The following is a 26,014-nucleotide window of genomic DNA, read 5'->3' as shown; positions in this document are numbered from 1 at the left end:
TTCGAAGACAGAAATCGGGTTCGATCGGGGTGGATCAGTCGAAATGCGCCGCGGACCGGCGCTTGCGTTCGGCGGGCATGATCAACACCAGCGCGGCGATCAGCGCCACCGCCAGCATCACCGCCCCGCCCAGATAGGCGTCGCTGACGCGCCCGGCCAGCGTCGCCGCACCCGCGGAGGCGGTGGTCAGCACCGCGACCCCGAGCGTGCTGCCCAACTGGTGGGCGGTGTTGACCAAGCCCGAGGCCGCCCCGGCATCGGCGGGGCGGGCACCGGCGATCCCGGCCGCGGTCAGCGGCCCGAACGCCAGCCCCTGGCCGATACCGATGAGGACCATCGGCGCCGCCACACCCGCCCAGTACGAGGTCGCGGCGTCGAGGCGGGTCGTCCCCGCCAGCCCGGCCAGGACGAACCCCAACCCCGCGGTGAGCAGGACAGCGTTGCCGTAGCGGGCGGTCAGACGTGGCACGAGCAGGGAGAAACCGAACTGGACCAGCGTCATCGGTAGGAACGCCAAACCACCTTGCAGGGGGTTCCAGCCGTAGACGCCTTGCAGGAACTGGGTGGTGAAAACGAAGAACGCGATCATCGTGCCCGCGAACAGCAACCGCGCCGCCGCCGCGCCGCTGCGCTCCCGGCTGGCGAATAACCGCAACGGCATGATCGGCTGCAGCGCCCGCGCCTGGTCGGCCACAAACACCACCAACACCAGCACACCGACTGCAATCGGTACGAGACCGGCCGCCGAGGTCCAGCCGTGCTCACCGGCGGCGACGATCCCGTACACCAGTGCGCCCATACCCACGGTCGAGGTCAGCGCCCCGATCAGGTCGAACCGGCCCCGCCGCGGCCGCGTATCCGGCAGATACCGCCACGCCGCCACGATCAGCATCGCCCCGATCGGGACGTTGATGAAGAACCCGGCCCGCCACGACCACACCGACGCCAACGCACCACCAGCGACCAGACCCAGACTGGCACCCAACCCTGCGGTCGTGCCGTAGGCGGCCACCGCGCGGGAACGCTCCGGGCCCGGCGGGAACGTCGCCGAGATCAGGGCCAGTGACGACGGTGCGACCACCGCGGCCCCGACACCCTGCATGGCGCGAGCCGCGATGATCCAGGCCTCGTTCTGGGCGGCACCGACCAGCAGCGAAGCCGCCGCGAACACCAGCAGTCCGGCGATGAACACCCGGCGCCGGCCGAGCAGGTCTCCGGCGCGGGCACCCAGCAGCAGCAGGCCGCCGAAGACCAGAGTGTAGGCGTTCTGCACCCACGACAACCCCGACGCCGACAACTCCAGCCCGGCCTGGATCTGCGGTAGACCGGTGAAGATGATCGAGTTGTCCAGCACGATCATGAAATAGGACACCAGCACGATCCCAAGCACCAGCCGCGCCCGCACGCCACCCACTACCGGGGCGGTGACGGCGGGGCGGTCGGTGAGGGTCACGTCGGTCATGCACCCATTGCACGCCTGGGAAACCATGGCTGGAAGTGACCGCTGTTCCGTGTACTGGCAGTCACTGCTTCCCGGCCGACCTGCGGTTTACCGTGGTCGGTATGGACCAACCCAGCGAGGTGCGTGAGTTCCTGCGGACCCGGCGAGCCCGCATCAACCCCGCTCGAGCCGGACTACCCACCGGGACCGGGCATCGCCGCGTGCCCGGCCTGCGCCGCGAGGAAGTCGCCCTGCTCGCCGGGATCAGCGTCGACTACTACGCGCGCATGGAACGCGGCAACCTCGCCGGCGTCTCCGACGAGGTCATCCACGCCCTCGCCCGCGCCCTGCAACTCGACGAAGCCGAAACCCAGCACCTCCACGACCTGACCCGCGCCGCCCAACCCAAGCCACAGGCGCCCCGGCGACCCAAACACAGTACCGACCAGGCCGTGCGCCCCACCTTGCAACGGTTCCTCGACGCAATCACCGGCACCCCAACCTGGGTACGCAACCGGCGCATGGACTTCATCGCCGGCAACCCCCTCGCCCACGCCCTGCTCTCACCGCTACTCGACGACCCGGCCAACGAAGCCAACAACGCCCGGTTCGTCTTCCTCAACCCCGCCTCACGCAACTACTACCCCGACTGGGAACGCGGCGCCGACGACATCGTCGCCACCCTGCGCACCTACGCCACCCAAAACCCCCTCGACAAAGGACTCACCGACCTCATCGGCGAACTCGTCACTCGCAGCGACGCCTTCCGCCACCGATGGTCGGCCCACAACGTGCGCTTCCACCGCACCGGCATCAAACGCATCCACCACCCCGAGGTCGGCGACCTCGAATTCGCCTACGAAGCAATGGAACTCCCCGATACCCCCGGCTGGACCATGTTCGGATTCACCACCGAACCCGGATCCCCCACCGAAGAACGCGTGAAACTGCTCGGCAGCCTCGCCGCCACCGCAACCCAGGATCGGTGACCGCCAGCCGACAGCAGCATTCAGATGCAGCCGCTCGGACTGGTCGCGGACACCAAGCCTCCCTCCCACCACCCACCGGAGAAACCTACTGACATCAAGCGGGAAATTCGCAGCTCAACCCACTGTCAACCAACCGGGAACTCGCAGCAACGCCCTCCGGACAGGCTCCGGAACTGTTGCAAACTTGCCACCGATCCGACAGGATCTGAGCTGCAAGGACACGAGTAAAGGGGGTTGAGCCACAACAGATCTAACTGGCGATAGAACTGTGGCGCCCGAACCTACTCGAGCTGAGCGAGTTCGCCGAAATCCGTATCATCCACTGCATCGCGCCGCAACAGGTGCTCCACGACCGCATCACCCACCGTGCCGAGCGCGACCCTCACCGGCGCGCGCACAACGACGCCGACCTCATCGCCGAGATCGCCGCCGGAACCCGCACTGCAGACTCCTTCGTGCCAGTGAAGATGGACGTCGCGGAACTGACCGTCGACACCGCCAACGGATACCAACCAGACCTGGACGCCATCGCGCGATTCATCACGAACAGCCCTCACGACACCCAGACCCCGGTCGACTTGGACAGAACCACATAACCGACCAAGTGACGAACTCTCAATAGAGGCGAAGCCGATAAACGAACCGCAGATTCCGCCAACTGCACGCAACGCCGACGAACAAATACGGGAAGCTATCGCTGCCGAGATGCAGCTACTTGACCCGGCCGTTCGACGATCATGCGAACTTGCCGAAGCGCTGCTGGATCCAGAGTTCGTGGAGGTTGGCGCATCTGGTCGACGATGGGATCGGCACCAAATGCTCGCGGAGTTACCAACGATGTCGGGTTCGGCGGGCAATCAGCGGATCGAGGTCTCTGAGGTGCCCGGTTCCCTCCGGACAGTGACCCCTCGTAGGGTGGTTACTCGAAGTGAGAGGGAACGGATCGTGGGTCATCAGAGGAGAAAGTACTCGCCCGAATATAAGGACGAGGCAGTGAAGATGGTGCTGGAGAATCCGGGACGTCCGATCGCGTCGATCGCGCGGGATCTCGGAATTCATGAGGCGACGTTGGGAAATTGGGTGTCTCGGTATCGGGAAAGGAATCCGGGCGCGGAGGAACCGTTGACGGTTTCGGAGCGGGCTCGGTTGCGGGAGTTGGAGCGGGAGAATCGCGAGCTGCGCATGAAGGCCGAGTTTTTGGAAAAAGCGGCCGCCTTCTTCGCGAGCCGCCAGCAGTGAGATATACGTTCATCGCAGAGATGGACGCGGAGAAGGCGTATCCGGTTGCCTTCATGTGCACGAATCTGAATGTGTCGAGATCGGGGTATTACGAATGGTGTTCCCGTCCGGTTTCGGAGACCGAGAAATGGCGTGAAGATCTGAAACGGATGATCCGGGCAATCTTCGACGACAGTCACGGCACCTACGGGTATCGGCGCATCCATGCGGTGCTGGTGGCCTCAGGCCACGCCGTGGACGACGATACCGTCCGCCGGCTGATGCGTGAGCTTGATCTGGTGCCCTGCCAGCCGAAACCGTGGCGGCCGGCGACCACCGAGGCCGACATCGACCACCGAATCCCGGACCTCGTACGCCGCGACTTCACCGCCGAAGCGCCGGGCGAGAAATTCGTCTCCGATGTCACCTATATTCGAACACAGGAAGGCTGGCTCTATTTGGCGACCGTGATCGATTGTTACACGAAAATGGTGGCAGGCTGGTCCATGGCCGACCATTACCGAACCTCGCTGATCGAGGACGCGCTCGACATGGTAGCCACCCGAATCGATATCGCACCGGGTGCGATATTCCACAGCGACCGTGGTTCGAACTACACCAGCTACGATTTCAGCAAGAAGCTGAGGAGCATGGACATGCGTCAATCCGTCGGCCGCACTGGCGTGTGCTGGGATAACTGCATGGCGGAATCGTTCTTCGGTGCCCTGAAGAATGAGTGGCTACACCGCATGACGTTCCTCAGCCGCGGTCAGGCACGGCGCGCAGTTGTAGAATACATCGAGACATTCTACAATCGGAAACGAATCCACTCGGGGATCAACTACAAGACCCCGATACAGGTTCATGCCGATTATCTGAATCGGCAGGCAGCAGCATGAAATAGCCCTTCAGGGTACTGTCCGGAATCCGCCGGGCCCCTCACTCCGACGTTCGCGGAGTACTACTGGCACCAGGCCTGGTGCACCTGACCTATCAGACCAACCGCGATGGGCGGCAAGTACTTCGATCATCGTTGTGGCGCAAGGATTTTGCCGCCACCAGCTGGAGGATGTACTACCACCAGGGAACTCCTCCAGATCAGAAGTACCAGCCCAGGACAGCGTCGCGGTCGGTGCCGAAGGCTTCGTCGAGGGCGTGCAGTTGCCGGGAGTCTTCGGCCTGCAGGCGGTGAGCAGCGGACAGGGCGCGGGCGCGGTGTGCGCCGAGGTACATGCTGGCGAGGACATCGATACCGAGTTCGACATCGGCTGTCCGGGTGGTCGGTTCGCATTCGGGGATGCCGTCGCGGACCCGGAGGGCGAAGCTGCCGCCCGCGTTGCGGAACGGGTCGGTCACCGCGAGCACGATATCGAGATCGCGCCGGTATGTGCGGGCGGACAAGGCGGCCGGGATGTCCATCAGCCGTGCCCACAGCCCGTCGTAACGTCCGGTGGTGCGGACGAGTCGGGGATCGGTGAGCAGGTAGGGGAGTGGATCGTCGCTGCTGATCGTGGCGTGCACGGTGTGGACAAGGTCCAGGCCCAGCATCGTGCGCCACAGCGCGGCATGCGCGTGGGTGGTCACCGCGCGCAGCTCGATGACCTCGGCCTCCATCCCGGACGCGCGGTGGTGGTACCGATAGAGGGCGTAGCCGTCGGGATGGACGAGTGCGAACACGCCGGTGGTTTCGCTGGTGCGGTCGGCGGCGAGGTGGGCGAGGTTGATCGTCCACGCGGGGTCCGGTCGCACTTGCGCACCGGGTGTCAGGCGTCGCCAGCGGTCGTAGATGGGCGGCAGCAATGGGATCGCGTCCTCCAGCGGTGTCAGATGGACGCCGCCGGGATCCGGTGCGGTGGGAAGGAATTCGGCGAATCGGCGATCGATGCTCACCCGGTTCTGGACCACGGTCGGGCCGTACCCGAACCGCTGGTAGATGCTGCCTTGGCTGGCGGTGAAGATGGTCAGCGGCAACCCGGCCGTCTCTGTGCGCTGGTGCTGCTCGGTGTACATCGCCCGCAGGATTCCCCGCCGCCGATGCGTCGGCGCCACCGCGACCGCCGCGATCCCGCATGCTTGCACGGTTCGCTCGCCCGGCACGGTCAGTGTCATTGTCGCCTCCCGCGTATGCCCGACGATCCGGTCTGCGTCGACCGCCACGAGGGCACGCTCGACCGGCCACAGCCGCGCGGCCTGTTCCACTATCACCGGGTCAGGTTCCGGCGTCCCACCAAAGGACGTCGCAAGCAGCAACCGGATCGCGGCCGTGTCCTGTTCACTAGCCGACCTCAGAGTGACACCCGATGCGATCACCATCCACCGACCATGACACGCACCGCAGTCCCACCGCACCCGAATTACACGTCCTGAGTACGAGGCCGTGATCGGCTCGGCGTCCTCCGTTCACTCACAGAGTGGAGTTCGGGCCAGCCTTCGGCGGCGTCGTATTCGAACAGTTCCGCATTGCTACCCAGTCGACGGGTGTACGCGATTGCGGGTGTCGTGGGTGACGGCGGGGCGGAGGAGGCGACGAACAAGCGGTCGGGCAATCCCGTTCCACGGCTTGGGCCGGCACGGTGGGTAGAACCGACGCTCGCCGGCACTGTCTACTACCGGAAGTTCGCCGGCGTGTGCTCCACCATCCGAGCTGGGCAGGCTGCGGGCAGAGCACGATCCCGCCAACGTCCAGATGCCTGACTGACAGCTGCGGCTCCTTCGAGAAGGTGCCGTACAGCTGCGCCAGTAGCGGCAAACCAGGCTGCTTGTCCAGGTCAGCGGTGCCGAAAGGTGTGCGTCACCCGGCCGCGTTGGCGAATGGTCAGGATGGGTCGGTGACGCCTTTGCCAGCGCGTGGGTGAGGTGTAGGTCGAGTTCGTTGGGGCCTGAGACCATGCGCAGTATGCACTGCGATGCGTCGATGTCGTCGAGTCGGCGGCGGGTGCCGTCCTTGCTGGGTTCAAATACCGTTGATGGGTGCGGTGGGATTCGTGAATGGGCATGTTCGTCAGGCCGACTTCGGTGGCGCCGTCCTCGCCGGCATCTACTTCAATTCTATTGGTGATCAATCGGAGTCGGGATGAGGATCGCGGCCTCGGCGCTTATCCGCCTGTTCTGGTTTCAGTCGTTCGAGCACGGCTTCGGGTGTGATCGACCAGTGGTTTTTCTCTGGGGCAAGCAGGTGGAACAGTTCGGCGCTGCCGTCGGCGAGGGCGGTGGGGAGGCCGGATTCGTCGAGGGTCTGGGCGATTTCTCTCATTTCGGCTTCCCAGCGCCATGCGCGGGCGGCGACGCTGGGCAGGTATGCGCGGTCGGCCAGTGCGGTCGCGCCGAATTGATCTGCTTCGCGGATTAGGGCGTCGGTGATGCCGTGCTCGTCGGCGAGGGCGTGGGCGATGGCGGCTAGCAGCCGGTTGGTGCGCAGGTAGGACGCGGTAGCCATTTTCAGGGCACTGGCCGCACCGATCTTGTCTGCGAGCACGGTGGTATCGAGTTCACTGGTGGACAACAGATCCCGGGCTTCGGTGGTCGCACCGGATGGTCCGGCGAGGTAGATGCGTGGGCGGGCGTCGTTGCGTGGGGGTGGTCCGCTGATGACGGCGTCGACGACGCTTGCACCGGTTTTCGTGAGCAGGTCATGGATGTGGTGCATCCTGTGAGGGCTGATCGCGTTGGCGTCGACGTAGATGCCGGGGTAGTGGTGTTCGGCGACGTGTTCGGCGACTTCCTCTGCTACGGCGGCTGGACAGATCGACAGCACCACACTGGCTTCGGCGAGTAGCTCGGCGAGGTCCTCGACTGGGTGAAGGTCGGCCTCGTGTGCACGCTGGCGGGTCGCGTCACTGCGCCCGGTCGGATGCCACAACACAGTGTGGCCGCTCCGGGTGAGGCGGGCACCGATCGCGGCGCCCATCTGGCCGGGGTGCAGGAGTCCGGCGATCATCGGGTGCCCCCGCCGCTGGGCAGGGCCGGTTGAGTTCGGATGGGTGAGCAGCTGATGCGTTCCCGCAAGGTTGTCGCTAGTGCTGAGGTTTGGAAGTGCGGACGGTCCAGGGCGGTACTCAGTTGCAGTAGTCGGCGTGCGACGGATTCGGTGCGGCGTTGCCCGCCGACTTCCAACACCTGCTCGACTTGTTCGGCGGCGCCGTCGAGGTCCGATTGGGCGAGGCGGGCGACAGCGAAATCCAGACGAGCCAGCGACATTTCACCGAGGCGACGTTCTTCGGGTGGGTCGGTCTCATACAGTTCGACCGCTTCGGCAGAGAGTCGTTCGGCCTCGGCAAGGTTGGGTGGGCCACCGAGCCACAAGCGGGCGGCCCCACCGTAGAACTGTTGTTTGGCCATCGGAAACGCCATCATGCCACCCGGATCGTCTGGGGCGATGATTGCCTGACGGGCCTGTTCGGCGCGCAGCAGAGCATCATCGGTGCCTTCGGCGTCGCGTAGGCGGGCGCGGGCGCGGGCTTCGATACAGGCGAGCCGGACACGGGCGGTGCCGTTTTCGGGCATGAAGCGCCATCCGTCCTCGGCGAGATCGACTGCGGCGCGGGGCCGGTCGTCCCAATAGGCGATGAGGGCCTGGGTGCCGCGGATCCACGCCCGCATCCCGTTGTGACCAGCTAGTTCCGCGGCCATGAAGGCAGTGCGGGCTTGGGTCTCAGCAGCCGCGAAGTTGCCCAAGTCGAACGATGCGTTCGACAGCACGGCGCACAACGCGGCGGCGGTGAAGTACAGCTCGCGGGTCTGGCCGGGCGCTTGCCGCCCCTCCAGCAGGGTGAACGCGCGGTCTCGAAGCGCGCGCAGTTCGACGAACAACGGATACACCGGCCGGTTCGGGTAGACGCTGACGATGCGCCGCAAGTCGGCGTGGAACTGCTCGATGGTGTGTGGTCCCACGTTGGTTTGCTCGGCGAACTGGCCGAACCGGGCGGACTCGGCTGCTGCCATGGATATCGCCTCCTCGATCTCGTCCCAGGAACTCGGTGACCGCGGTGGTTGCGGCCGGTCTGCAGGATGTATGCCCTCCGTGCGAGAGCTCAGCATCCCCGGCGCCGTGCGAGGTAGGTGTAGCTCACGTAGTGGCCGACGACCAGTGCGGTCGTGACGAGGCAGACTACGAGAACCGGTCCGAGATTGAATGTTCTGTGGGTGCGTACCGCGCGCGGTGGTGGAGGTGTTTCGAGTAAGACGGTTCGCAGCAGGACCGCGGTGGCGCCGGCCGCACCGGCGAGCGCGAGTGCGGCTGCGCGCCAACCCAGTTCGTGTGCCAGGCCGGTAACGATCGGCGCACCAGCGATCAGGCCCAGCGAAGAGCCGGCGAAGACGGCTGCGGTCGCGCGGCCGCGCATTCCGTCCGCGTACGCGGTGAGCAGGAGCCCGGCCGTGGCGGGGGCCACGTGCAATCCCATGGCGAGATCGTTCAATGCGCCGATCGGGAACAGCTCGGCGGTCATGTACACGAACAGTGCCAGTCCCAGCGCCTCCAATCGTCCGTACAGTGCACCGGCCGTGTTCGTTTGCGGTGCGGCCATTTGCGTCATCGCGGCATGCGGTCCAGGAAGGCGGACACCTCCGCAACCCACGGCTCAGCTTCGGTAGGCGTGAAAATATGCCCGGCCGACGGGTATTCGATCAGCTCGGCACCGGCGATGCCGGAAGCCAACTGACGAACGGTATCCGGCAGCACGACCCGGTCCTCGCCACTCACGACGACGAGGGTGGGCACGTTGACGTCGGCAAGCAGCGGCCGAATATCGATGCGGCTCACCAGCTCTACATGATCGGCGCCGCCGACGGGGTAGCCGGCGCGGATCTGCCGGACCGCCGCCGCGTGCTCGTCCTCGGACACACTTGTGAGCGTTCCAGGTGAGTTGGCGTAGAAGAGCAACTCGGCCAGGATGTCGAAATCACCGCGCTCGGCCAGATGCCGCCACACCCGGCCCAGTGCACGTGCCTGCGCGTCCGGATACACCAGCCCGACGGTGAGTACCAGCGCGCTGACGTGCTCGGGATGCCGGGTGGCCGCGGCCACGGCGACAGCAGAACCCAGCGAAAGCCCGACGATCGGAAATCGTTCGGCACCGGCCTCCAAGGCGGTCGCGACCACGGTGTCGGCAAGTTCATCGATCGACAGCGGCGCGGTCGCCTGCGGTGTTTTGCCGGCGCCGGGATAGTACGGTCCGACGAAACGCCGATCCGCGATGGTATCGATGAGCGGTGCGAAGTTCTCGCGGACACCACCACCGGCGCCGTGGGCGAGGGCGACCACCGGACCGGTACCGCTGTCGACGACGTCTACCTGGTCCAACAACTGCTGACGCTGTGCATCGGAAATCATGCGACGAAGCTAAGCGTTGACGTTGGCGTGAAGGTCAAGACGAACTCCGGACCACGCAGGGCGCGGCATGCGGATCGGTGAACTCGCCCGCCGCTCGGGCACGACGACGCGCGCATTGCGCTATTACGAGGAGCAAGGCCTGCTCGCGTCCGAACGGACCGGCAACGGCTACCGGGACTACAGCGAGGCGTGTCTGGTGCGAGTCCGCCAGATCCGGGCACTGCTCGACGCCGGGTTCAACTCGCAAACCGTCGCGCAACTGCTGCCCTGTGCCAGCGGCTCGCGCCCACAGCTCGAACTGTGCCCCAACATCGTCGCAGCCATGCAAACAACCTTGAAGCGGATCGAATCCAACCTGGAGACCCTCAGTAGCCACCACGCAGCGGTGTCCTCGTTTCTCGAGGGTGAATCGTCCTCGGATTCCGCCTGAGAAGATCCGCCCCGGCACAGGGGTTGCCCGGCTCCCCGCGATTACTACCGGAACTCCGATATGCTGGGCGTATCCGCTCAGTAGCCGCAGGGCGGGCGTTCCGGAACACGGTATCCGCCAGTCAGCGGTGCGACAAGCATGACATCGTCGCGGAACTCACGAGGGTAGGGCTTGGGCACAGCGACATCCTTCCAGCCCACCTGAAGGGCAAGCCAACTCGGTTGTCACCTATCCCTGCAGCAGTCCCATTTCTCGCCCGGCGCTTCGGCGGTGAAGTCGCGGCGTACGAGGTCCGGGATTCGGTGGTCGATGTCGGCCTCGGTGGTCGCCGGCCGCCACGGTTTCGGCTGGCAGGGCACCAGATCAAGCTCACGCATCAGCCGGCGGACGGTATCGTCGTCCACGGCGTGGCCTGAGGCCACCAGCACCGCATGGATGCGCCGATACCCGTAGGTGCCGTGACTGTCGTCGAAGATTGCCCGGATCATCCGTTTCAGATCTTCACGCCATTTCTCGGTCTCCGAAACCGGACGGGAACACCATTCGTAATACCCCGATCTCGACACATTCAGATTCGTGCACATGAAGGCAACCGGATACGCCTTCTCCGCGTCCATCTCTGCGATGAACGTATATCTCACTGCTGGCGGCTCGCGAAGAAGGCGGCCGCTTTTTCCAAAAACTCGGCCTTCATGCGCAGCTCGCGATTCTCCCGCTCCAACTCCCGCAACCGAGCCCGCTCCGAAACCGTCAACGGTTCCTCCGCGCCCGGATTCCTTTCCCGATACCGAGACACCCAATTTCCCAACGTCGCCTCATGAATTCCGAGATCCCGCGCGATCGACGCGATCGGACGTCCCGGATTCTCCAGCACCATCTTCACTGCCTCGTCCTTATATTCGGGCGAGTACTTTCTCCTCTGATGACCCACGATCCGTTCCCTCTCACTTCGAGTAACCACCCTACGAGGGGTCACTGTCCGGAGGGAACCGGGCACCTCAAGGGCTTCGCGATCCCCAAGGGCTTCTCGCCAACGGACGGCTTGCTGCGTCTCAAACGAGTGCACTTGATCGTTCGGCAGCAAGACCGCCGTCCCCTAATCAACACTTCTCGCTACCTCCTGCCTGTATCGCCTCGTGGATCGCAGTCCGTCTAAGGGCGCCCCCAGTATCGGGCGCCTGCCTCCGTGGCTGTCCCTGAACCCCGCTGTGCCCTAAACGAAAGCAGAGGGAACAAGTTTCGTTCGTCGGTGCTCGTCCAGGTGTGCTGTCACACTGACGTTATGGGGAGCGAGAACCCGATGTCGCCGAAGCAGGCCCTTCGGGTTGCTGAGGACTACGTCCGGGACACCATCGAAATCATGAACGTGGGCCGCAGCGACACCCGCTTCGCGCACGTCATCGACCAGCTACGAGCGGGTGTGACGGGCGGCGGCGCGGCAGGAGCCCATCAGGTCCGTGTCCTTCTCGCCCAGTTGGAGGCTTCCGCAGGGCCTGACGCGGCCAGTTTCATGGGGGTCAGCGTCCAGACGGCTGAGGCCGCGAAGTTGTGGCGCCGGCACCGCGTCGTCTACCGGGTACATCCCGGGTTGGCGGAGAGCCTGCTCGAGACCGATACCCGGACCGCGGTGCCCTGCGAAATCTTTTCCCGGCTGCCCCATCCGGATCCTTTCGTGGCCTTTCCGACTCCGCTGCCAGCGCCGATCGCGAAAGACGGCTACCTGGAGATCGCTGAGGCGCCGATGATCGTGGGGATGCTGATCACCGGCGCCAACGAGTACGAGCAGATCTGCTCCACCGCTGATCCCCAGGTCCGACGGCTGAACATCGCTCTGGCCACCCGCGTCCGCTACGAGGGGCAGCCTCCCGGGCATGAGGAAGCCACCGTGTTCGTGCCCCTCGACGGCAAACGCAGCATCGAGGATCTGATCGACTACACCGAGCAGTGGCCCACTTTCGGACAGATCACGCGCGACGAGCAGCGCAGCATCTACAACCTGTCGCTGAGCCTGCTGCTGTACCTGTGCAGTGACAGTCGCGATGTCCGCGAGTATCGCCCCGAGAACGGCCGGCGCGGGAAGAAGACCCGCCGACCCGATCAGAAACTGCTCGACCTCGGCTTTGATTCCGGGCCTTCCCTGCAGGCCACACGTCGTATCGGGCCCGCAAGCGATATGCGGGGCGAGGGCGGCCGCGTCCGGGCGCACCTTCGCCGCGCGCACTGGCACACCTATTGGACCGGGCCGCGCACCGCGCCGACTCCCGAGGTGCGCTGGCTGCACCCGACGCTGGTCAACAAAGCCGAGTTCCAGAGCCGTGCAACCCTGATCGACGTTGCGGAATGACCTGCCGCACGGTCACCGCCTCCATACGTTCCCTTCCTCTCGGACGAGCCGGGCCGCGCCGCCGGGGCCTTTGACCTGGTCAATCAGCTTCGTTTGCCGCTCCTGACACGATCCTTGACGGACACCCGTACAGGGCGACGGCGGTGACATCGATTCCGTGCTGCTGGTCAAGCCATTGTCGTTGTTTTCCGTGCGGTTACTACCGGAACCCCATGAGGCTTTCCGCTCACATGCCATACGCCGAAGAGGTCGCTGACCACCGCGGGCGGCGTTCGGTGGCGGTTTCGATCATTGCCGTGTCGCGAGCGGCGATGGTCGGGAGCCCCGGAGAGCGGCGCATCATCTGGTGGATGCTTCCGAGGCTTCGGGCCGGCCTGGCAGAAGATTGCGGGGACCGCTGTCTGCGGTGCGGGTCAGCATCGCGGGCGCTGTGACTTGACCCGTGTGATCGGACAGTCCGATCAGCTGCTTTGGATGACGGCGTATTCGCCGTTGGTCCGCCAGGTCTGTCGTGTCGAATCGAGTTGCTCGACGTGTGCGGGTGTGAGGCCGACGATGACGTCGGATTTGAGGGTACGCAAGGCGGTGACCGGTGACGGGAAGTAGGCGACGAGCTCGTCGAATTCGGTTGTTGGGGGCCAATGATTGTCCCCGACGAGCCGCCGGTAGTTGAGGTCGCCTTTCAAGATTGTTGTTGTTGCGGTAGCAAATTCGGTAGCCAAGTCAGCGGGCTGGTGGTGGTAGGACAGTGGTGCGCAGAAGAACTCGTGGGTGCGGATGACAAGGCGGTCATCGGTCACTGCTTGGCGGAGCCGTCCCCCGATGTGGCGGGCTTCAGGTACTGGCGCTTGGTCCAGGAACTGGATGGTGGCTAGGAGGTCGGCCATTGTCGCGTCGGACACGTAGTAGGGGTTTGGCTTGAGGTAAAGGCGGATTCCGCAGGCCAGCCCGGTGGTGAGGAGGTGGTCGATGAGGATCAGATCGGGCAGCAGTTCTCGGCCGGAGTTGTCGGCGATGATGCAGACCATCGGGTTGGTGGTACTGGTGAGGGTGGCCCACAGGGTGTGGCTGTCGTCGATGATGAGGTTCTTGGTTCGGGTCTGTCCGCTGGCGGTGAGTTGGAACCCGAGGTCCGCCTGGTTTCCCCACAACGACGAGATGAGCAGGGCGTCGCGCTGCTTGTCGGTGGAAACATTCGGTAGGTCGCGTACCGCGTGGATTTCATCGGTGGCGGCGGGGCTGGCGAGTTCGGCGGTTTTGGTGGGCCCGAACGGGTCGATGCCGTGCCAGGGTCCCGGCTGGAAGTAGCCGGTAGCCTCCAGCAGTCTGCGGTAGAAGTAGCTTTCCGACCACAGAAACGGGACTTCACCCCATGGACGGCCCCAGAATTCGCGACCCCACTCGAGCCATTGTGCTCGGTCGGCGGTGTCTTCGGTGAGGGGCTCGAGGACACCGGTGACGGATTCCTCGAGCAGCTGCCGTAGTGCTGCCTGCTGGACGGGCTGGTAGGGCAGCGCGGCGATGACCTGATCGATGAGTTTGGGGTGGCGGTCGTGGAAGACGCCATGAGCGAACGACCCAGGGGTTCCGGACAGGATCGGGGGCGCGACAGTCATGCTCGAAGATCCTGCTCTATCGGCCGGGTTGGCGTCGAATGGCGTCGCCGACTGCGTCGAAGCGCAGTTGGAGTAGGACAGGACCTGCAGGGCCTGCGGCGAGGATCTGGCCGGTTCCGGAATCGGCTGCGGCACAGTTGAGTGCTGCGTCGACGCGGATTTCGCCCAGCTGCAGGCCGCGGTGCAGGGACCAGGCTCGCACGGTGCCGTCTGCTGCTGCGGATACGAGTAGGTCGAGGTTGTCGATGAATGTGAGCATGAGGATGCGTCCGGCGTGGCCGGTGAGGTGGCCGACGAATCGGTCGCTGGTGGTGTCGCGGATGTGGATGTCGCCGGTGCCGGAGCCGACCGCGACGCGTGCTGCGGTGGCGTCGATGGCGACGAGGCGACCCCACCCGCCCGGGTTGGTGAATCGGCTGTGCTGTCTGCCGGTGGAGGTGTCCCAGGTGTGCACGGTGCCATCGCCGCCGCACGCGGTGAGCAGTGCGCCCGTGGTGTCGAAGCTGAGTGACCGGACTCTGCCTGCGTGAGCTTGCTTCTCCCATAACAGATTTGTCCCGGGGAGGTCCCAGCAGCGGATGCGGCCGTCGTGGAGGCTGGCGGCGAGGCGATCACCGGCCGCGGTGATCGCGACGGCCCAGGTTCGGGTGATGCCGTTGTTGAGTTGCCGAGCCTATGTGGGATCCGCGCGTGACAGCACCCGGATCGAACCATCCCCGCCTGCGGCCGCGGCGTATTCACCGCCTGCGCCCAGCGACCAGACACGGCCGGTCCCATTATCTGCTGTGCGCAGCACGCGGCCGGTAGGGAGGTCGAGGAACTCGAGGCGGCCGTCGCCGTGGCCGAGGACACCGACAGCGCCGTCTGGGGTGATGTAGGTCGACCAGATCGCATTGGCGCCCTCGGTGAGGACACGCAGCCCGCGGGGGTCCGATGGGCTCCAGCTGCGCACGGCGCCGTCTTCGCACCCGGCGATGACACTGTCTGCGGTGATGGCCAGTGTCCGGATCCAGTCGACTCCTGGCGGCATCGCGACGTGGGCGGCGGACCCGCGAGAGTCGAAGGAGCGGATGACAGCGTCTTCGGTCGCGGCCAGCAACAGACCGGTAGTATCCCAGGCCACCGCGCGAACCCGGGATGGCAGCCCATCCAAGGTTCGACGCGGAGTGAGACGGTGTCCACTGGTATCCCAGACGATGACCGATTGGTCGCCGGAGCCGGACGCCAGCAGGGGACCTGTCGGCGCAAAGGCCAGTGTCCGGATCCAATCTCGGTGTGCGGCAGCCTCATCTAGCAACTCGCCGGTGGTCGGATCGTAGAGACGGACGAACTCGTCCTCGCCCGCGGCAGCGAGCAGCGAGCTGGTCGCATCGACTGCCACCGCCCACAGAGGTGTTCGGCAGGTGCTCATGCTGCGGGCAAGGCGCCGCCTCCGGATGTCCCACAGGTGAATGTGCCCGTCTTCGGCTGCGGAGAGCAGGAATCGGTCATCAGTGGTGAAGCACAAACTGCGGATCCGGCGGGTATGGCCGGTCAGCACACCGATGGGTGTGCCGGTGCGTGGGTCCCACAGCCGTATCTGGCCGTCCTCTCCTGCCGAGGCGAGGATATCGCCGCTACCGGCAACTGCGGTGGCGTATACCCATCCCGTGTGTGCGTGCAGGACACGTGGCCGGGCGTGAGGTTGGTGGTTCCATACCCGTACCGTCCCATCCTCGCCGCCGGAGACCAGCAGTTCCTTCGTGGCCGCCACCGACACAACAGCGCCGATGTGTCCGGCACCGCTGGAGGTGGTGTCGGCGGCACGGGTCCATCTCGCGCAAAATAGTTGCGCGGCAGTTGAATCGGGTGCCGAGTCGGGTTGTTCGTGCCCGGCGCGGGCCAGCGCCATGGTCAGCGTCGATGCCATGTCGGGCTCGGTCTGGAGTCCGTCGAGCAGGTAAGCGACGTTTGTCAATGTCGCCGCTTTCGACCACGCACGATGGTGGGCGTGGTGGGGGTCGGTGAACGAGTCCACAGCGCGGACGGTGGCGGCGTCGTCGACCAGCGCCTGGGTGCCGACAGCGGCTGCTTTGGCCGCGATATACGCCGGTCGGGACAGGACATCGATGAGTTCGTGATCCAGGCCGGCCTCATGCAGATGGTAGGTCAGGGTGGGCCACAGGTAGGTGCCATGCTGCGGCGGCTGAGTCCAGTCCTGTTGCCCGCCGAACCTGAAGGAGTCGATCAGCGAGCGATGCAACTCTGACCACTGGTCACCGATGAGGTGTTTGAGGTAGGAGCGGAAGACATCGTGGACGATGACCACGTCCCGGTCGGCCAGATAAGCGCTGATCAAGGAACGGTCGGCGAGCAGACGGCAGAATTGGCGGACAGCGGGCGCGGTCCAGCTGTGTGCGGTCTGCCACCAGTGGGTCAGCACGTCTACAGGCACGGGAGTGGCCGCGGGGAAGGCAACCAAGTCCAGGTAGCGGTCCCGAAGAGCTGTGGCGCCGGTGATCCGCACGTCGTCATCGAGGCTGCGCAAACTCGCGGTGATCGCATGGCTGATGGCGTTGGAGCGCTGGTCGGCGTCCCATATGTCGAAGGCGCCGAGTCCGTGCTGCTGCAACGCTTCCTGAGCGTGTGACACTGCTCGCGTGCTGGAGGCACCGGCTTGGAGGTCGGCGCCGACATTCGCGCCGACGACGGTGGCCAGTAGCGGCCACCCGCCGCACAGTGGAGCGAGGTGCTTGGCGTCGGGTATGGCCAGACCGGCGACCGTGCGGGTGAGCAGCTCGCTGATCTGCGAGGCGGTCATCGGGCCGAGCCGCATCACCTGGGCGGTGGCGGGGCAGGTTCGAAGGTTGCGGGTGGTGACCAACCGAGTGCCGCCGCACAACAAAAATGGTGCCAGATCCGCCGCCGACCACACGTTGTCGATGACGATCAGCACGCTGCGCCCCTGAGTGACCCGTGCCAGATGGAATCCGGCTTGCTCGGGTGTGGTCAAGGCCGGACGGCGGCCGTCGAGATGCACGCACAGATCCGAGATCAGCTCCACCAGGCGTGCCGGTGTGCAGCCTTGGCCGGTCTCGACCCAGAGGATTTCGCGAAACGCTTCCTGCACAACCGGGTCCGCACAGACCTGGGTGGCCAACGTGGTTTTACCGAATCCACCTGGCCCACAGACCGCGACGGTGCTGTCTTGGCGGGCACCGCTGGTCAATAGCGACACCAGGGTCGTGAAGTCCTCAGATCTGTTGATCAAGCCTGGCTCCGGAGGTGGGGCGAGTACGTAATGGCTTATAGGGGCCGGTCGCTGCGCCGGCAACTCGGTGAGCAGGGTGCGGAACCGATCCTTTTCTTCCTCGCTGGCTTGGCTCAGCACGGTGTCGAGCATCGCCTGGGAGTCGGGCCCGGGAATCAGTTGATCCCATCCGGCCTCCCATTTCGAAACGGTCCGATCTCTGATGCCCAGGCGGGCGGCGAAATACCGCACACTCCACCGCTTGGCGTCACGCAAAGCCTTGGCTTCTCGGCCCGACCAGCGCGCCACAGTGGTCACAGACGCTCCCGAGATCGGCAACAAGCAGACCACTGAAGCCTAAAGCCGATCCCGCCCGCCTGCGCAACCTTCGGTTCGGCATCGGTTCAGCACCACGCTTTTCGCCGACACGAGCCTCGGGTCGACGTGTGTCGCAACCTCCGGCGCGGGTGCCGCGGCGATTCGGCACTAGGGCAGCACGCGGACCTCTACAGAGCACGCGCCGCAGACCATCCTCGAATCCACCGCACGCTGCGGCGACATGACCCGCATCCGGAAAGAGGGGCTCTTCATGATCAGCAACCAACCCTTGCTGATCGGGCAGTGCCCGATCCCCGGTTCGGCGGCGGGCGATAACCGATCGATGACGGATCGACTGGCCGGGATTTGGGGGATTGGAATGGTTGACAGTCGTTGTCGCGCTGTGGATTGCGGCGACGCCGTTGTGTCAGGGCGGGATCGGTTGCTTCTGGCGGTCGAGCACGCCACTGGATCGGCGCCAGGATGGGACTCGCCGCTGCGGTCGGTGTCGCTGACGGATCCGCAGGCGCTCGGTGATGCGTTGCGCGGGTGCGTGGGTGCCGATCCGATGGTGGTGGTCACCGGGACGTTGGATCGGCGTCTGGTGCTGATCGAACACCACGATGGGAGGACGTGGACAGCGGCGGACCTGTCCGGGCAGCCGCATAGTACCCGCAGCTGGCCGGCCTGGACCCGGGGCAATGTGCTGGTCGAACAACCGAGCGGATGGCTGTCTACGGCCGGGCTCACCGACGAGGGTCGGTATCGGATGACGCGGCCGCGTCTGCTGCTGGCGGCGCTGTATCACCCGGAATACTTTCCGCTGCCACGCTTTTCGCTGGCGATCTCGGATCTGGCGCGGGCAGCGCGATCGACATTGCTGGGAGACGTGTCGCTACTCGACATGCAGTTGGGCGCCACTGTGCCCGAGATCGTTGAACGCGTCCTCGCGGGCGCGGTCGATGTATTGGGTGTGTCGATGACCTTCGGTCAGCATGACTTGGCGATCCGGTTGCTGGATGAAGTGATGGAGATGGTGTCCCCGCCGCTGGTCATCGCGGGTGGCTCGCTGGCGGTGCGCAACGAGCGGATCCTGTTAGAGCGTTATCCGCGACTGCTGGTGGCGCGGGGTGCGGGAGAAGTGACCATCGCTGATGTGCTGGCCCACTGGCACGGTGATCTGGCCGCCGATGAGGTTCGCGGGATCGGGTATCAGGGGACGGCGCGCGGGCAGGGCACGTTGATGATCGGTAGTCGGCCTCGCCACACTGCCACGGTCGGCAACCGGGCGCAGACCGACATGTGGCCAGAGCTGGATCTGTTGGGCCCGACGTTCGAGCGTCAAGGGGTGGCCCAATTGGAGACCTCGCGGGGGTGCACGTCGTCGTGCAGCTTCTGCCCGCGCGGGCACAAGGGCCAGTGGGCTGGCGCGCCGCCGGAGGCGTTGGGGTGGATTCTGGGGGAGATGCGCGCAGTCTTCGACCAGCACCCGCAGGTGAGCCGCACGCTGTACCTGGTCGATGAGGAGTTCATCGGCCGCGACGCCGATGCGGTTGCCCGGGCTCTGTCGGTGGCCGACACCTTGTCCGAGGCCGGGTTCGGTTGGGAAACCTCATGCCGTGTCGATCAGGCGGTGCGCTTGGATTCCGATCGGGGATGGCATATCGAGCGTGCCCATTTGTGGCGGGGCCTGGTCGAGCGCGGACTGCGCCGCTGCCTGTTCGGGGTGGAGTCCGGGGTGGATTCGGTGCTGCAACGCTTCCACAAGGACACCACCGGCTCCCAGAACGCATTGGCGATCCGTACGTTGACGGCGCTGGGAGTGCCGCCGCGGTTCACCTACATCACCTTCGACCAGTTGATGAATGAGCGTGAGCTGCGCGAAACCCACGCGTTCCAGGGCCGCACCGATCTGCTGCTACGCCCGCAACCGCAGCTGCCGGTGGAGGAGATCATCGATGGTGTCCGCGACGAGGCGTGGGTTCGCGCCCACGCCACCGGGCAGCCTTTCTATACCGCGATCAGCTACATGTTGGTGGGCATGGAGTGCCTGATCGGCGCGGCCTACACCAGAAAGGCTGAGGCTGCCGGGCTGACCGGTGACCCGGATCCGTCAATGGGGCGTGTGCAGGCCCGCTACGCCGACTGGCGCATCGGGGTGCTGGCCAGTTGGGGCCAGCTGTGGATCGACCGCCACTTCGCTCTGGACTACACCGCCAAATCGCTCGAGAAGGTCCTCGACCGCGGAATGGCCTCCTACAGGTTGGTGCGCACGCTGCGGCGGGTGCTGAAACATGCTGCCTACCAGCTGATGACGGCGCTGCTCGACGAACTGGAACCCGTCCCCGTCAGCGGCGGGGACCGTCCCGAATTCGACCGTCGGTGCGCCGATGCGGCCCGGGAGGTGATGGGGCGACTGCGTACCGAGGTGGATCAGACCCTCGCGGAGGTGCTGGCGGTACTGGCGCCCGAGCACGCGCGGGTGCTGCGGCGGGAACACCACCGTTGGGCTGCGGTGGACCGGTGGCGGCTGATCAACACTGCCGACCCGTGCGGCACATGAAACTCCCGGAAACTTCAGGACCCACCAGGCGAGAGGCGTGAGGAATGACCGAGGCACACACCCGCAGCACCAGCGGGCGTTCAGGGCGGTTCATAGCCCTCGAGGGGCCTGACGGCGCGGGGAAGACGACCCTTGCCGCGCAACTGGCCGAGATCGACTACGACACAGCGCTAGACCGGTTGGCTTCCGTCGGGACGGGCCAGGGGTTGGTGTTCGTTTCCCGCCGCCAGATCTCGCGGACCTCGGCCTACGCGGCAGCGCTGATGGAGCACCTGAGCACCATGCTCTGGCACAGCGGCGACGACCCGGTTCTCTCGGACGGGTTTTGGGCGTCCTTGCAGGCAGCGTGGTTCACCGCGCATTCGGAGACAGTGATCGCGCCACTGCTGGCGTCGGGTTTCGATGTGCTCGTCGATGGCTGGCTGGGCAAATTCTCCGCGCAGCTGGTGTCGCAGTCGTTCACCGAATCGGCGTTGGAGGTGGTGTTCGAGCGGGTGCTGAAACCGGATGCGGTGGTGCTGCTGGCCACCGACCCGGCCGCAGCCTATGACCGCGGCCGCGAATTCCGAGCCTCAGAGCTGGGCATGCACACCGGACTCGACGGCCACGAACTGGGCCGGGATTCGTTCATCACCTACCAGACCCGCACCGCCGACACCTTGGGTCTGTTCGCCCAACGGCGGGGCTGGCGCGTGGTGGATGTAGCGTCGTCGGAATCGGTGGATGACACTGTGTCGCGGCTGAGTTCGGTGATCACCGAACTACGCCACTACCCGAGTACCGCAGCCACGGTGTCCGCCCACCTGCTGGTGACCGGTGACCCGCGGGTGCCGACCGGGCGCGGTGGATCGCAGGCGTTGGATGCGCAGGGTTCGCACTATCGGTGGCCGGCGGTGGATGAGGGGTTGGAGAAGGCGGTCACCGCGCAGATGCATCGCTCGCTGTCGGACCGGGACGCGCGCGGTGTGATCGGGGAGTTCGAATCGGCGTTCGCCGAGTTCGTGGGCACTGGGTTCGCGGTGTCGTTCTCCTCGGGCACCTCGGCGATACATGCGATGAGCCGTGCGGCGGGCTTGCGGCCTGGTGACGGTGTGATCGCTCCGGCCTACACCTTCTTCGCCACGGCCAGTCCGTTCGCCCACGACGGGATCGAGGTCAGCTTCGCCGATGCCGACCCGGTCACCGGGAACGTGACCGCCGCGACCCTCGCCGCAGCCATCAGGTTGAACACTCGCGCGGTGATCGTGACCCACATGTGGGGTGTGCCGTGCCGAATGGACGAGATCGTCGAGCTGTGTCGTGAACGCGGGCTGATGTTGTTGGAGGACTGCTCCCACGCACATTTCGCGTCCTGGCGCGGGCAGCGGGTCGGCACCTTCGGTGACATGGCTGCGTTCTCGTGCAATCAGAAGGCCATCACCACCGGCGAAGGCGGTGTGCTGGTGACCAATTCGCGCACCCACCGTGATCATGCGCTGCTGTTCGGGCATTACAACAAACGCTGTCTGATCGAAATCGACTCTGCCGCAGCTTATTACGGATTCGCCGTGACGGGAATGGGAGTCAAACATCGCATCACCACCCTCGGTGCGGCGATCGGAGTGCACGAACTGGGCCGCGCCACCGAGATCGAGTCACGCCGACGGGCGACCCTCGATCGCTACACCACCGGCTTGGCTGCCAACCCCGTCGTGTCGCCGGTTCTGGTGGACCCCGCCAGTCGTCACGGCCTGTATGTGCTGGGCCTGCGGTTCCACCCGGAGCGGGCATTGGTGTCGCGGGAGCAGTTCGTCGCGCTCTGTCACTCTGAAGGCGCACACGCCATCGATATCGCGGGCTCGACCCGTGATATCAGCGGTGAGCCGCTGTTCGCGCGCACTGACCCGTTCGCTGCATGGACGCCACCGCCACCACGGCCACGCCCGCACCTGCCCGGCGTCGAGGCCTTCGATGCCAAGTTCGTGAAGCTGCCGTTGTGGGGCTACGACGGTGATGAACCGCTGGTGGAGAGATATCTGGCTGTGCTGGACAAGGTGTCGCGGGTGGTCGCTCTATGAACCTCGCCACCTGCGCCGGTATCGAGACCGGCGCGCGGCACCCGTTGCGGGAGGCCTGTGACGGTGATTTCGCGGTCGCCTCGTTGCTGGCGCTGCCCTGCGGTGATCGGCCAGCATCGATCACCACAGGCGAGGCAGCGCGGTTGATGCTCGACGTCCGGACCGCGGCGACCGACGATCGATGGTTGCTGCATGCGATGGAAGCGGGCCCGCTGCTGCGGGTGCCGATGCAGCCACGGGCGCGAGGGCTGACCCGCGCGCAGGTGGCGGCGTGGGCGGGGATGGCTGCCGACTGGATCGACCGCGCGATGGCCGGCGGTGATCTGCGACTGCTCAACACCGCCTGCAAACTGATCGGTGGGGTATGGCTATATCACCGCGAGCGCGGGGATGCGATGCTGGCCGGACAGCTCGGCTTCCTCGGCCGCCGACTCGACGAGGCGACCACAACGCTGGCGACTCGGTTACAGCGACGCCTGCTCATGCCTGCTGAGCAATTCGCAACCGCCGCCCCGGCAGCAGCGTTCGCCGGGGCGGCTCGAGCCCGGCTGGTGGTGCTCACGCCTGCCGGGTCGCGGTCAGGGGCACAACTGGTGAGCGCTGCCGCCATTCGCGGGCTGCCGATAGCCGCGGTGTGTTGGTACTCGCCACGGACGCGGACAGCGTCGATGGCGTCGAACTATGCCACCGCCTGGTACCCGGTCGGGCTCAGCACTACAGCCGAGGACTCGCCCCCCGAGGAACCGGCGATGCCGGTGAAACGCCTCCGCGGTTGGAACGAGACCGCGGCTGTGCTGCGTGCAGTCCAGGCCGATGTGGTGGTACTGGCGGGGATGCCGATCGTTCCCGTCGAGGTACTCGATGCCGCACGGGTGGGAGTAGTCAACGCCCACAACGGGATGCTGCCCGGCCTGCGTGGGATGGACGCGATCGGGTGGGCGGTGCTGACGAATCAGCCGATCGTGTGCACCCTGCATCGGGCGCGACCCCAGGTCGACAGCGGCGAGATCATTGCCAGCGAACCGGTCGCGCTGAGCCCTGCCCACACGCTGCACGCCCGCGTGAAAGTTACACAAACGCGGATGCTGCTGCGGGTCGCCGAGTATGCGGCCGCGACCGGGCAACTGCCCGACGCGACACCCCAGCACGGCAAGCCGACCCAGTACTACCGACTACATCCACATCTCAAACGCGTCCTGGACGCCTCGCCCTACAACCACGACAGCAGACGGTGAGCTCCGATGACCCCGATTCCGCACCCGAGTTTCACAGCCCTGCACACCATCGACTGGAACGACTGCGCCTCGATCCTGTCTGGATGTACACCGGTATTCGACGCCCTCACCACCGACGGGGGCCTACTGAGCGAACTGCTCGACCAGCTCACCGGCGAACACCGGCTGGCCCAGCTGTGCGAGGGCTATGACTTCATGCGCAAACTGATCCTCTACGACGACCCAGACCATGGGATCCGGCTACGGCTGCACCTGTACCGCGGCGGTTTCTTCGACCGCCCCCACAACCACCGATGGAGCTTCGCCTCACGGATACTGCGGGGCGGCTACACCCACCGAATCTTCGGCAACGACAGCGAATTCGACGAAACCACCGACCCAGCGCGCCTGCGGCCACTGCTGCAACAGCGCCAAGAGCCAGGTTCGAGCTACGCGCTGCATCACACCAGCGTGCACACGGTGCACGCCGACCACGACACCATCTCGCTGCTCATGCGCGGCCCAGCCGCTAAATACCGATTCCTCATCCACGACACAACGCGCGGATTCTTCTGGGCACACGGCGCCGCACAAGAGCCCCCCGAGCAGCGCGCTGCAAAACGCTTGACCCCTAACCAACTTGCCGACACAACGCGCACCGTTCGGCGTCTGCTGATCGACTGCCCCGTCGAGGCAAGGTAGAAGCCGTGGCCGAACTCGACGCCGATCAAGCGATGCTCTTCGGCAGCATCGCATCCCAGCACACATCCGAGGATCCCGACGCTGCCGCCGATCAGTTGCAAGTGTGTGCGCTCAACGTCTACAGCCCGCGCCGCGGCCGGGGGCAACTGTTGGCTGATTGGCTGCTGGCCACCACCGCCGATGTGCTGGTATTGACCGAGATGCAGGTCAGCGACGGCTGCCACGAACTGCTGGCGTGCCTGCGCGCCGAAGGATTCACCACCACAACCAGCGGTCCGCCCGCTGGCGGCGATAAGTACTTCGCGGCCCTTGCTACCCGCGGCTACACGGTCAGTCCACTTGTTGCGGCGAGCCTCGGCCCCAGAGTGGCGGCCGTGGACGCGGCTACCGCTGCCGGACCAGTCCGGCTGGTTGCGATCTATGCCCCCAGTAATGGCATGACCGCCGAAAGCGGCAACCGCCGACGTTGCTTCCAGCAACAGGCACTGACCTATCTGCGCCAGATCTGGTGCCCAGCCATGCTGGTGGCCGGGGATCTCAATGTCGTCGAGCCCGACCACGACCCCAGGCTGCCGGCCTACGCCGACCACGACTACGGCTTCTACACGGGCTTGCTCGAGCTGGGCTTGCGTGACGCCTACCGCCACCATCACCCCACCGGCATCGACCACAGCTGGTTGAGCGCCCGCTTCGGCAACCAGCGCATCGACCACACCCTCACCGGCCCCGGCATCGGCGACATCGTCTCCTGCGGCTACGACCGCACCACCATCGACGCCGAGCTCAGCGACCACGCCGCCATGGTGACCACCATCCGGCTGCCGACGGCACCGTATTCAGCGGCCGATGATCACGCGACCGGTGCCGGGGCTTCCCAATGAGTGGCGAGCTTGTCCAGGAAACGAAGCATGCCAGGGTCGAACCGGCTGGGATCGGTCCATTCGGTGGGGTCATCGAGTGCGAACCAACGCAACTCGTGCGCTTCGGCAGGGTCGCGAACCAGCGGCATCGCCTCACACCCGGACAGCACGAACCAGAACGACACATCGGTATGCGAATGCGCGCCACGGGTCTGGGTGACGGTCAGAAAGAATGGATCCTCGCCGACCTCAGGGTGCAACTCGGCTTCGATGCCCAATTCCTCACCCGCCTCGCGCAGCACCGCCTCGCGCGGAGACTCCCCGTCATCGACGTGTCCGCCGGGCGGCAGCCAGGCCCCGGCTTTCACGTGATCGGCCAGCAGCACCTTACGTGCAGCGGTGTCCACCAGCACCGCATACACACACAGGTGCGGATCTGGGGTGGCCGGCGGCTGGATGCGGAACAACCCAGCACCGGAGGCGATCCAGTCCAGCGTGAACGCCTGCGCTTGACGTTCCTGCTCGTCGTGGGCGGTAATCGCCTCAGCGAGATTATGAACAACATCGCGTGGACTACTCGACGACACGGGCCCTCCCAAGCATCGACGGTCCCCAGCAGGGGTGTGCGCAGCACCTTAGCAGCGCCGCGACGGCCCCCTGCCGCGCACCACGATCACCCGCATTCAACGGGATCAACACGGA

At 65.6% G+C, this 26,014-nt stretch carries 22 protein-coding genes and 1 pseudogene; 11 read left to right on the top strand and 12 right to left on the bottom strand.

Annotated elements, in window-relative coordinates; all coding sequences use genetic code 11:
- Window positions 1-34: 34 nt before the first annotated feature.
- Window positions 35-1,462, bottom strand: a complete 1,428-nt coding sequence (locus OH799_RS11745) for an MFS transporter (RefSeq protein ID WP_406279222.1) — start codon at window positions 1,460-1,462, stop codon at window positions 35-37.
- A 101-nt stretch (window positions 1,463-1,563) separates the two neighbouring features.
- Here OH799_RS11745 and OH799_RS11740 point away from each other — a divergent pair, with 101 nt between their 5' ends.
- The 4 genes and pseudogenes from OH799_RS11740 (at window position 1,564) to OH799_RS11725 (ending at window position 4,547) form a co-directional block, all read left to right on the top strand.
- Window positions 1,564-2,430: a helix-turn-helix transcriptional regulator gene (locus OH799_RS11740; protein WP_406279219.1), complete on the top strand. Its 867-nt coding sequence runs from the start codon at window positions 1,564-1,566 to the stop codon at window positions 2,428-2,430.
- A 341-nt stretch (window positions 2,431-2,771) separates the two neighbouring features.
- A complete protein-coding gene (locus tag OH799_RS11735; protein ID WP_406279216.1) occupies window positions 2,772-3,026 on the top strand; it encodes a hypothetical protein in 255 nt (84 codons plus the stop codon).
- Window positions 3,027-3,135: 109 nt separating this feature from the next.
- Window positions 3,136-3,297, top strand: a pseudogene (locus OH799_RS11730) (DUF4440 domain-containing protein); the annotation flags it as partial.
- 78 nt (window positions 3,298-3,375) lie between these two features.
- A protein-coding gene (locus tag OH799_RS11725; protein WP_406282006.1) for an IS3 family transposase occupies window positions 3,376-4,547 on the top strand; the annotation gives its coding sequence in 2 pieces (ribosomal slippage) (window positions 3,376-3,631 and window positions 3,631-4,547; 1,173 coding nt in all).
- Between the two features lie 199 nt (window positions 4,548-4,746).
- Here OH799_RS11725 and OH799_RS11720 read toward each other — a convergent pair.
- The 5 genes from OH799_RS11720 to OH799_RS11700 all read right to left on the bottom strand — a co-directional run bounded on the left by OH799_RS11720 (window position 4,747) and on the right by OH799_RS11700 (window position 9,979).
- Window positions 4,747-5,961: a GNAT family N-acetyltransferase gene (locus OH799_RS11720; protein WP_406279213.1), complete on the bottom strand. Its 1,215-nt coding sequence runs from the start codon at window positions 5,959-5,961 to the stop codon at window positions 4,747-4,749.
- Window positions 5,962-6,706: 745 nt separating this feature from the next.
- Window positions 6,707-7,585 (bottom strand): DUF1932 domain-containing protein, encoded by an 879-nt coding sequence (locus tag OH799_RS11715; RefSeq protein ID WP_406279210.1) that lies wholly within the window; start codon window positions 7,583-7,585, stop codon window positions 6,707-6,709.
- Window positions 7,582-8,589 carry an XRE family transcriptional regulator gene (locus OH799_RS11710; RefSeq protein WP_406279207.1) on the bottom strand — a complete coding sequence of 336 codons (1,008 nt, stop codon included), beginning with the start codon at window positions 8,587-8,589 and terminating at the stop codon, window positions 7,582-7,584. The genes OH799_RS11715 and OH799_RS11710 overlap by 4 nt, the downstream gene beginning before the upstream one ends.
- Window positions 8,590-8,678: 89 nt before the next feature.
- The gene (locus OH799_RS11705; protein ID WP_406279204.1) at window positions 8,679-9,173 is read right to left on the bottom strand and encodes an MFS transporter; all 495 of its coding nucleotides are present in this window, start codon (window positions 9,171-9,173) and stop codon (window positions 8,679-8,681) included.
- Window positions 9,174-9,178: 5 nt separating this feature from the next.
- Window positions 9,179-9,979 carry an alpha/beta fold hydrolase gene (locus tag OH799_RS11700; RefSeq protein WP_406279201.1) on the bottom strand — a complete coding sequence of 267 codons (801 nt, stop codon included), beginning with the start codon at window positions 9,977-9,979 and terminating at the stop codon, window positions 9,179-9,181.
- A 67-nt stretch (window positions 9,980-10,046) separates the two neighbouring features.
- Here OH799_RS11700 and OH799_RS11695 point away from each other — a divergent pair, with 67 nt between their 5' ends.
- Complete coding sequence (locus OH799_RS11695; RefSeq protein WP_357273383.1) at window positions 10,047-10,409, top strand: MerR family transcriptional regulator; 363 nt, start codon at window positions 10,047-10,049, stop codon at window positions 10,407-10,409.
- Between the two features lie 224 nt (window positions 10,410-10,633).
- Here the strand turns inward: OH799_RS11695 and OH799_RS11690 are convergent, their stop codons facing one another.
- Window positions 10,634-11,026 carry an IS3 family transposase gene (locus OH799_RS11690; protein ID WP_406279196.1) on the bottom strand — a complete coding sequence of 131 codons (393 nt, stop codon included), beginning with the start codon at window positions 11,024-11,026 and terminating at the stop codon, window positions 10,634-10,636.
- Between the two features lie 20 nt (window positions 11,027-11,046).
- Window positions 11,047-11,340 carry a transposase gene (locus OH799_RS11685; protein ID WP_406279193.1) on the bottom strand — a complete coding sequence of 98 codons (294 nt, stop codon included), beginning with the start codon at window positions 11,338-11,340 and terminating at the stop codon, window positions 11,047-11,049.
- A gap of 351 nt (window positions 11,341-11,691) precedes the next feature.
- Between OH799_RS11685 and OH799_RS11680 the strand changes: the two genes are divergently transcribed.
- Window positions 11,692-12,753, top strand: a complete 1,062-nt coding sequence (locus tag OH799_RS11680) for a hypothetical protein (protein WP_406279190.1) — start codon at window positions 11,692-11,694, stop codon at window positions 12,751-12,753.
- Window positions 12,754-13,214: 461 nt separating this feature from the next.
- On the opposite strand, the gene OH799_RS11675 is transcribed toward OH799_RS11680, so the two are convergent.
- The 3 genes from OH799_RS11675 to OH799_RS11665 all read right to left on the bottom strand — a co-directional run bounded on the left by OH799_RS11675 (window position 13,215) and on the right by OH799_RS11665 (window position 17,916).
- Window positions 13,215-14,369, bottom strand: coding sequence for a damage-control phosphatase ARMT1 family protein (locus OH799_RS11675; RefSeq protein WP_406279187.1), 1,155 nt, complete (start codon window positions 14,367-14,369; stop codon window positions 13,215-13,217).
- A 16-nt stretch (window positions 14,370-14,385) separates the two neighbouring features.
- On the bottom strand, window positions 14,386-14,919 hold the full coding sequence (locus tag OH799_RS11670; RefSeq protein WP_406282003.1) for a hypothetical protein: 534 nt from the start codon (window positions 14,917-14,919) through the stop codon (window positions 14,386-14,388).
- Window positions 14,920-15,042: 123 nt separating this feature from the next.
- Entirely contained in the window at window positions 15,043-17,916 is a 2,874-nt protein-coding gene (locus OH799_RS11665; protein WP_406279184.1) for an NB-ARC domain-containing protein, read from the bottom strand.
- A 442-nt stretch (window positions 17,917-18,358) separates the two neighbouring features.
- Here OH799_RS11665 and OH799_RS11660 point away from each other — a divergent pair, with 442 nt between their 5' ends.
- Genes OH799_RS11660 through OH799_RS11640 form a run of 5 tightly spaced genes read left to right on the top strand, consistent with a single transcriptional unit; the run spans window position 18,359 to window position 25,333 of the window.
- Entirely contained in the window at window positions 18,359-20,479 is a 2,121-nt protein-coding gene (locus OH799_RS11660) for a B12-binding domain-containing radical SAM protein (RefSeq protein WP_406279181.1), read from the top strand.
- Between the two features lie 44 nt (window positions 20,480-20,523).
- Window positions 20,524-22,536 (top strand): aminotransferase class I/II-fold pyridoxal phosphate-dependent enzyme, encoded by a 2,013-nt coding sequence (locus OH799_RS11655; RefSeq protein ID WP_406279178.1) that lies wholly within the window; start codon window positions 20,524-20,526, stop codon window positions 22,534-22,536.
- Complete coding sequence (locus OH799_RS11650; protein ID WP_406279175.1) at window positions 22,533-23,771, top strand: formyltransferase family protein; 1,239 nt, start codon at window positions 22,533-22,535, stop codon at window positions 23,769-23,771. The genes OH799_RS11655 and OH799_RS11650 overlap by 4 nt, the downstream gene beginning before the upstream one ends.
- A 6-nt stretch (window positions 23,772-23,777) precedes the next feature.
- On the top strand, window positions 23,778-24,452 hold the full coding sequence (locus tag OH799_RS11645) for a hypothetical protein (protein ID WP_406279172.1): 675 nt from the start codon (window positions 23,778-23,780) through the stop codon (window positions 24,450-24,452).
- A 5-nt stretch (window positions 24,453-24,457) separates the two neighbouring features.
- Window positions 24,458-25,333, top strand: a complete 876-nt coding sequence (locus tag OH799_RS11640; protein ID WP_406279169.1) for an endonuclease/exonuclease/phosphatase family protein — start codon at window positions 24,458-24,460, stop codon at window positions 25,331-25,333.
- On the opposite strand, the gene OH799_RS11635 is transcribed toward OH799_RS11640, so the two are convergent.
- Complete coding sequence (locus tag OH799_RS11635; protein WP_406279166.1) at window positions 25,303-25,899, bottom strand: NUDIX domain-containing protein; 597 nt, start codon at window positions 25,897-25,899, stop codon at window positions 25,303-25,305. The two genes, OH799_RS11640 and OH799_RS11635, sit on opposite strands and share 31 nt — an antisense overlap.
- Window positions 25,900-26,014 lie beyond the last annotated feature (115 nt).

This window comes from Nocardia sp. NBC_00881 (assembly GCF_045207455.1).
Taxonomy (GTDB): Bacteria; Actinomycetota; Actinomycetes; order Mycobacteriales; family Mycobacteriaceae; genus Nocardia.
Note: the sequence above shows the minus strand (reverse complement) of the source record. Positions and strands in the feature narration are given on the sequence as shown.

What these genes read in the sequence shown, in the direction of transcription:
- OH799_RS11740 (WP_406279219.1), top strand. Translation starts at nt 1,564, where the DNA reads ATGGACCAACCCAGCGAGGTGCGTGAGTTCCTGCGGACCCGGCGAGCC.
- OH799_RS11710 (WP_406279207.1), bottom strand. Translation starts at nt 8,589, where the DNA reads ATGGCAGCAGCCGAGTCCGCCCGGTTCGGCCAGTTCGCCGAGCAAACC.
- OH799_RS11650 (WP_406279175.1), top strand. Translation starts at nt 22,533, where the DNA reads ATGAACCTCGCCACCTGCGCCGGTATCGAGACCGGCGCGCGGCACCCG.
- OH799_RS11645 (WP_406279172.1), top strand. Translation starts at nt 23,778, where the DNA reads ATGACCCCGATTCCGCACCCGAGTTTCACAGCCCTGCACACCATCGAC.
- OH799_RS11695 (WP_357273383.1), top strand. Translation starts at nt 10,047, where the DNA reads ATGCGGATCGGTGAACTCGCCCGCCGCTCGGGCACGACGACGCGCGCA.
- OH799_RS11715 (WP_406279210.1), bottom strand. Translation starts at nt 7,585, where the DNA reads ATGATCGCCGGACTCCTGCACCCCGGCCAGATGGGCGCCGCGATCGGT.
- OH799_RS11700 (WP_406279201.1), bottom strand. Translation starts at nt 9,979, where the DNA reads ATGATTTCCGATGCACAGCGTCAGCAGTTGTTGGACCAGGTAGACGTC.
- OH799_RS11675 (WP_406279187.1), bottom strand. Translation starts at nt 14,369, where the DNA reads ATGACTGTCGCGCCCCCGATCCTGTCCGGAACCCCTGGGTCGTTCGCT.
- OH799_RS11745 (WP_406279222.1), bottom strand. Translation starts at nt 1,462, where the DNA reads ATGACCGACGTGACCCTCACCGACCGCCCCGCCGTCACCGCCCCGGTA.
- OH799_RS11690 (WP_406279196.1), bottom strand. Translation starts at nt 11,026, where the DNA reads ATGGACGCGGAGAAGGCGTATCCGGTTGCCTTCATGTGCACGAATCTG.
- OH799_RS11705 (WP_406279204.1), bottom strand. Translation starts at nt 9,173, where the DNA reads ATGGCCGCACCGCAAACGAACACGGCCGGTGCACTGTACGGACGATTG.
- OH799_RS11680 (WP_406279190.1), top strand. Translation starts at nt 11,692, where the DNA reads ATGGGGAGCGAGAACCCGATGTCGCCGAAGCAGGCCCTTCGGGTTGCT.
- OH799_RS11655 (WP_406279178.1), top strand. Translation starts at nt 20,524, where the DNA reads ATGACCGAGGCACACACCCGCAGCACCAGCGGGCGTTCAGGGCGGTTC.
- OH799_RS11720 (WP_406279213.1), bottom strand. Translation starts at nt 5,961, where the DNA reads ATGGTGATCGCATCGGGTGTCACTCTGAGGTCGGCTAGTGAACAGGAC.